Origin of the sequence: Amycolatopsis kentuckyensis, from assembly GCF_002155975.1 — a bacterium.
In the GTDB taxonomy this organism is placed as follows: Bacteria; Actinomycetota; Actinomycetes; order Mycobacteriales; family Pseudonocardiaceae; genus Amycolatopsis; species Amycolatopsis kentuckyensis.
In genome coordinates, this window is the sequence record NZ_MUMI01000888.1 from 1 (window position 1) to 524 (window position 524).

Below are 524 nucleotides of genomic sequence, written 5' to 3' on the forward strand. Positions count from 1 at the left end.
CCTGCGCACCGCGCTGGAGGAGCGCTCGCTCACCCTGCTCGGCCGCCTCGTCGGCCACCAGCCGCGCCCGGGAGTGGCGGCCGGGGCGTTCCTGGCCTACACCCTGGACGCCGACCCCAGGCAGGGCCGCGACTTCCAGGTGCGCATCCCCCGGGGCGCCCGCGTGCAGAGCGTGCCCGGACCGGGGGAGGAGCCGCAGACCTTCGAGACCGGCGAGGACCTGCTGGCCCGCACGTCGTGGAACGAGCTGCGCGTGCGCACCACCCGCCCGTACCAGTTCACCAAGCTCGACCTGGACCGGCGGCGCGAGATCCAGCTCGCCGGGGTGGCCGCCAACCTGCGGCCCGGCGACTCGCTGCTCTACGTCTTCGGCGCCGAACCGGGCCGCCAGGAGCTGCGCGCGATCCCCAGCGTGCACCTCGACCGCGACCGCGACGTCACCACGATCGGCGTGCGCCGCGAAGCCGTGCCCACGCTGGCGGAACTGACCGAGGACCTCGCCGCCGAGCTTGAGGAGCTGTTCA

General features: G+C 74.8%; 1 protein-coding gene. It reads left to right on the forward strand.

Annotated features, from left to right (window positions below):
* Positions 1 to 524 (forward strand): hypothetical protein (locus CCN39_RS50565; protein ID WP_208630711.1); only part of this gene is annotated, 524 nt, incomplete at both ends.